The sequence below is a fragment of the Thiocapsa sp. genome, assembly GCF_035467215.1.
In the GTDB taxonomy this organism is placed as follows: domain Bacteria; phylum Pseudomonadota; class Gammaproteobacteria; order Chromatiales; family Chromatiaceae; genus Thiocapsa.
Window position 1 is genome coordinate 1 of the sequence record NZ_DATITZ010000153.1, and the last position, 5,018, is coordinate 5,018.

Genomic DNA, 5,018 nt, shown 5'->3' on the forward strand with positions numbered 1-5,018 from the left:
ATCTCGCCGCCGGCCTGGTCGCCGAGGGCCTCAAACTCGACACCCGCACGGAATACGGCACCGGGATCCTGGAGGATCTGGCCGACGAGGCACGGGCCACGCTCCTGCTCGGCTATTTCCCGAATCTCATCGAGCACACCGAGATCTGCGCCGCCGCCCTGCGCGGGCGCATCGGCCGCATCGTTTTTCGGCGCGCCTCATTCGAGCATGGTCACTTCCTCTCCGCCCGCGACCACGGCCGACTGGCGGACTACGAGGGTCTCGGGATCGAGGTTTTCTGGTGCAACGATGCGCGAGCCCAGGTCGTGCGGCACGTCTTCCGAGGGCTGCGCGGTTATTTTACGACACCCGAGCAGGTCGAACGCTTCCGCTCCAGCCTGGTCTTCGCCATCTACGGATCCATCAAGCCGCTCGACGACGCGTCCGCCCACCAGATCGAGCGCCTGCTGGCCAACCTCAAGGGCCTGTTCGGCAGCGACATCAGCATCCTCACCGGCGGCGGCCCGGGAGCCATGCTCCAGGTGACCGAGGCCGCGCACCGACTCGGGCTGCTGGTCGGCTCCAGCTACATCGAGACGCTGGACCAGAAGCCCAATCAAAGCGCCGACTACTACCAGACCTTCCAGGCACGCAGCCGCCAATCGCGCCAGCGCTGGTTCGAGATTGCGAGCTTCCACATCTTCCTCTCGGGGGGAGTCGGCACACTCGAAGAGATCGGCCTGACCCTGACCGACATGAAGCTCGGCGTCATCGAGTCCGGACCCATCGTCTTTTTCGACGGCTCGGGCGAGGGCTTCTATTGGGAGGGACTCAAGACCCAGCTCGAACGCATGACCGCCCAAGGCCGACTGCCGAGCTGGGTGCTCGACAACATCCTCATGACCGCCGACCCGGATGCCATCCCGCGCTTCTACAAGCAGACCCTGCGGCTGGGGTGACCTCCGCGGCGATGCGCGACCCGATCAGCCGGAGATGCTCGAGTCCAACACTGCGGAGCCCCAAGTCAAGCAGCCGAAGATATCGGCATACGAAAAACCGAGGGCAGAGTCTAGGGCAAGCGACCCTGCCGCTCAGCGCCAAAACCCGCGGTTTTCGCGAGACAGCGTGACAACCCCTCGCGAAATCGGGAGAATTCCAGTCATGGTATCGCCCATCCCTTCGATGGATGCGCAACATTCGAACGACTGCCGCGCCGACCGAGCCGAGATGACCGGATCCGGGTCGCGCCGAGCCCCGAGGCGCCTTTGTGTCGACACTGATGACCTTCGAGCATCCGCTGAACGAGCGCGTCCGCACCTTCCTGCGGATCGAGCATCTGTTCGAGCGGCTCAATTATTTCGCGCCTCAGTACGACGCCTGGGCGACCCGGGCCGCCGTCGAGACCTTGCTCGACATCGCCTCGGTAACCGCGCGCGCGGATGTGAAGAACGAGCTGCTCAAGGAGCTCGATCGCAACATCGCCACGCTCAAGCGTTTCGGGGATCAGCCCGGGGTCGATCCGCGGGCATTGGAGCGCGTTCTCGGCGACCTCGTGGACGCCGTCAAAGGCGTCCATCGCCTATCCGGACCCATCGGACAGATTGCCCGCGAGGACGATCTTCTCAAGAGCGTCGCCCAGCGCAGCAGCATTCCGGGCGGGGCCTGCAGCTTCGACCTGCCGCAGTACCATCACTGGCTGGTCCAGGCACCCGAGATCAGACAGACGCGACTCGACCACTGGCTGCAGGATCTCCGGCCGGCCGAGCGGGCGATCCGCCTCGTGCTCTCGCTTGCGCGCACCAGCGCATCGCCGCGTCAGGTCCTCGCGGAGGGCGGTTTCTTCCAGGAGGCGCTCGATGTGCAGACACCTGCACAGATGGTGCGGGTCGGCATCAACGGAAGCGGCGCACTCTATCCGGAGATCAGCGGACACAAGAGCCGCTTCAGCATCCGCTTCATGAAGACCGGACCTCAGGGGCGGCCGTCTCAGATCCCGGAAAACATCCCTTTCAAGCTCACCTGTTGCGTCTTTTGAACCGCGTCCGGCACGAACCTCCGGGTGCGCACCGAACGGCCGGCAGCAGAAAAGCATCCATCTTCGCTCGGGACGCAGCTTAGCCATGTCCACGATCGTCTCCTGTCCGCGCTGCGGAAAGTCTGTCGTCTGGGGTCCGCAATCACCCTGGCGCCCCTTCTGCAGCGAGCGCTGCCGTTTGGTCGACCTAGGCGAATGGCTCGACGAGAATCACCGGATCCCCGGAACGGAGGACGACCCCGACGAGGATTCGCCCATGATCGAGCGTTCGCCGGGGGCACATTGAACCGCGCCCGGCGCGGTATGCGATGCTTTTGGATGGGATCGGCCCCGGCAGACTTGACCACCGCTGGATCTAGGTTAACCGATCAATCGATCGGCCAGAAACCTCGAATTGCCGCCACACCCTGAGCGCCATGCTCACGGGCGGCCTCCAGATCCGCTCCGGTCAAGCCGCCCAGTGCATAAACCGGGAGCGTCGCCGCGTCGGCAAGCTCGGCGAAGCGGTGCCAGCCGAGGGGCTCGGCATCCGGGTGCGTGGCAGTCGGATTGATGGGCGAGAGCAGCGCGTAGTCGAGCCCGAGGCGCGCCGCGCGCAAGAGATCATCGATGTTGTGGCAGGAGGCCCCGACTAGGTCGTCGGGGCGCCCCGGACGCCCGCTCAGTCGGGCAAGCGTCTGCCCACCGAGGTGTAGGCCGTGACGCGGGACATCCAGTGTCTCTTGCGGATCGCGATTCAGGAGGAGACGCGCACCGCCTTGCTCGCAGAGCGCGAAGGCGCGCCGCGCCAAATCCCGGTAGGCCGCTTGATTCAGCTCGTGTGCACGCAGTTGGACGAGCCGAATTCCAGCCGCAACGGCACCCGCGAGCCGCGCCAGAAAGACCTCGGGGTCGAGCGGGTCGGGCCCCGTGATCAGCATGTGCGCGGGCAGGCGCAGCGCGGTGATGATAGGACGATCGGCCGCTGGAAAGCAGGCTGGATCCATGGCCTCGGGGCGTTGCCAGGCGAGGGGCTGACCCTCCAAACCTTTAGGGACGCCCGCGTAGGAGCGGACGCGCCGAACATCCAACAGGACGTGCCGATCGCCGTATTGGTGCCGGATGCGGATCAGTGGATGGCTGTCGTGGACCTCGATGCCGAGCTCTTCGGCCAGCTCGCGCGCCAGGCCCAGCTCGGGCGACTCGCCGGGCTCGAGCTTGCCGCCCGGAAACTCCCACAGCCCGCCCTGATGGACGTGATCGGGGCGCTTGGTCACCAGGACGCGTCCCGTCGGGTCGGAAATCGCGCCGACCATCACATGGATCAAGTCGACGCTCAACTGCGGTATTCGGCGTTGATCCGGACGTAGTCGTAGGAGAGATCGCAGGTCAAGACTCGCGCCTCGGCCCCGCCACGTCCCAGCGAGACGCGGATCAGGATCTCGGGCTCGGCCATGACGGCCGCGCCGGCCTCCTCGGTATAGTCGGGTGCGCGCCCGCCGGCTTCCACGATCAGGACCTCGCCGATATGGATTCGGATCCGATCGATGTCGAGATCTCGAAGACCCGCACGCCCGACGGCGGCCAGGATGCGGCCCCAGTTGGGATCGGATGCGAAGAGCGCCGTTTTGACCAAGGGCGAATGGGCGATGGTGTAGGCGACCGTGCGGGCCTCCTCGACATCGGCGGCGCCTTCCACCTGCACGGTCACCAGCTTGGTCGCACCCTCGGCATCGCGCACGATGGCGGTCGCCAGCTCGACACAGACCGACTCGACGGCGCTCTGCAGTGCAGCATATCCCGGCGATGCGCCGTCGCGGATCTCGGGATTCCCGCAGGCCCCGCTCGCGACCAGCACGCAGGCGTCGTTGGTCGAGGTATCGCCGTCGACCGTGATGGCATTGAACGACCGGGCGACCGCCGAGCCCAAGCAGGCCTGGAGCAGATCGGGCGCCACGGCGGCATCGGTCGCGATGAAGGCAAGCATGGTCGCCATGTTCGGACAGATCATCCCGGCGCCCTTGGCGATCCCGGTGATCGAGGCGGTGTGACCGTCGATCTCGAAGCGTCGCGAGACCCGCTTGGGCACCCGATCCGTGGTCATGATGGCCCGGGCGGCGACGGGCCATGCGGATGCATCCAATCGGCCGAGCAGATCCGGCAGGGCCGCGGCGATGCGATCGACCGGCAGGTGCTCGCCGATCACGCCGGTGGAGAAGGGCAGGACCTCCTCGGCGGCACAGTCACCGACGGCGGCGAGTGCCGCACAGCTCGACTCGGCGTCCGCCATCCCGCGCCGACCCGTGCCCGCGTTGGCATTGCCCGCGTTGATCAGCAGGTAACGCGGCATCGTTTGACCCAAATGAGTCCTGGCGACCCGCACGGGCGCGGCGCAGAAGGCATTGCGCGTGAAGACGGCCGCACATCGGCTGCCGGGAGCGAGTTCCAAGATGACCAGATCGTCGCGCTCTCGATAACGAATGCCGGCCGCGCCGGCGGCCAGACGCACGCCCCCGATGGGGAGCCAGGTTTGATCGGACTGGACCGGCTCGTGCCGGGGCTGCTCGGACGGCGTCATGGTGTCGCTCAGCTCGCCTTGCCGTGGCACTGCTTGTACTTCTTGCCCGATCCGCAGGGACAGGGCTCGTTGCGTCCGACCTTACGATCGCCGCGGACGTAGGGTTGAGCCTGCGGATCCCGGCTGTCGGGCGCCACGTCATCCGCGGACTCGGAACCTTGCCCGAAACCCTCGAAGCGCTCGTGCTTGAACTCGAACTCGCGTTCCCGCACCGGCGCTGCGCCGAGCGCGGCGACCGGCTGAGCCTCCGCACCGGGCTGAGTCTGTACCTGGAGCTTGGCGAGGGTGGCCACGACGTCGTGCTTTATGCTGTCGAGCATCGCGGAGAACATCTCGAAGGCCTCGCGCTTGTACTCCTGCTTGGGATTCTTCTGGGCGTAGCCGCGCAGATGGATCCCTTGGCGCAGATAGTCCATCGCGGCGAGATGGTCCTTCCAGTGGGTGTCC

At 66.4% G+C, this 5,018-nt stretch carries 6 protein-coding genes; 3 read left to right on the plus strand and 3 right to left on the minus strand.

Features of this window, described 5'->3' with window-relative positions:
- The 3 genes from VLR48_RS08615 to yacG all read left to right on the plus strand — a co-directional run.
- A partial coding sequence (locus VLR48_RS08615) for an LOG family protein (protein WP_325291386.1) occupies positions 1-938 on the plus strand: 938 nt, incomplete at its 5' end.
- 308 nt (positions 939-1,246) lie between these two features.
- Positions 1,247-2,014, plus strand: coding sequence for a cell division protein ZapD (zapD, locus tag VLR48_RS08620; RefSeq protein ID WP_325291387.1), 768 nt, complete (start codon positions 1,247-1,249; stop codon positions 2,012-2,014).
- Positions 2,015-2,099: 85 nt separating this feature from the next.
- Positions 2,100-2,300: a DNA gyrase inhibitor YacG gene (gene yacG, locus VLR48_RS08625; RefSeq protein ID WP_325291388.1), complete on the plus strand. Its 201-nt coding sequence runs from the start codon at positions 2,100-2,102 to the stop codon at positions 2,298-2,300.
- Positions 2,301-2,382: 82 nt separating this feature from the next.
- Here the strand turns inward: yacG and VLR48_RS08630 are convergent, their stop codons facing one another.
- The 3 genes from VLR48_RS08630 to VLR48_RS08640 all read right to left on the minus strand — a co-directional run.
- Positions 2,383-3,333: a Nudix family hydrolase gene (locus VLR48_RS08630; protein WP_325291389.1), complete on the minus strand. Its 951-nt coding sequence runs from the start codon at positions 3,331-3,333 to the stop codon at positions 2,383-2,385.
- Positions 3,330-4,571, minus strand: a complete 1,242-nt coding sequence (gene argJ, locus VLR48_RS08635; RefSeq protein ID WP_325291391.1) for a bifunctional glutamate N-acetyltransferase/amino-acid acetyltransferase ArgJ — start codon at positions 4,569-4,571, stop codon at positions 3,330-3,332. Before argJ ends, VLR48_RS08630 begins: the two co-directional genes overlap by 4 nt.
- 8 nt (positions 4,572-4,579) lie before the next feature.
- Positions 4,580-5,018, minus strand: a 439-nt coding sequence (locus VLR48_RS08640; protein ID WP_325291390.1) for an SEC-C metal-binding domain-containing protein, incomplete at its 5' end; no start/stop codon positions are given.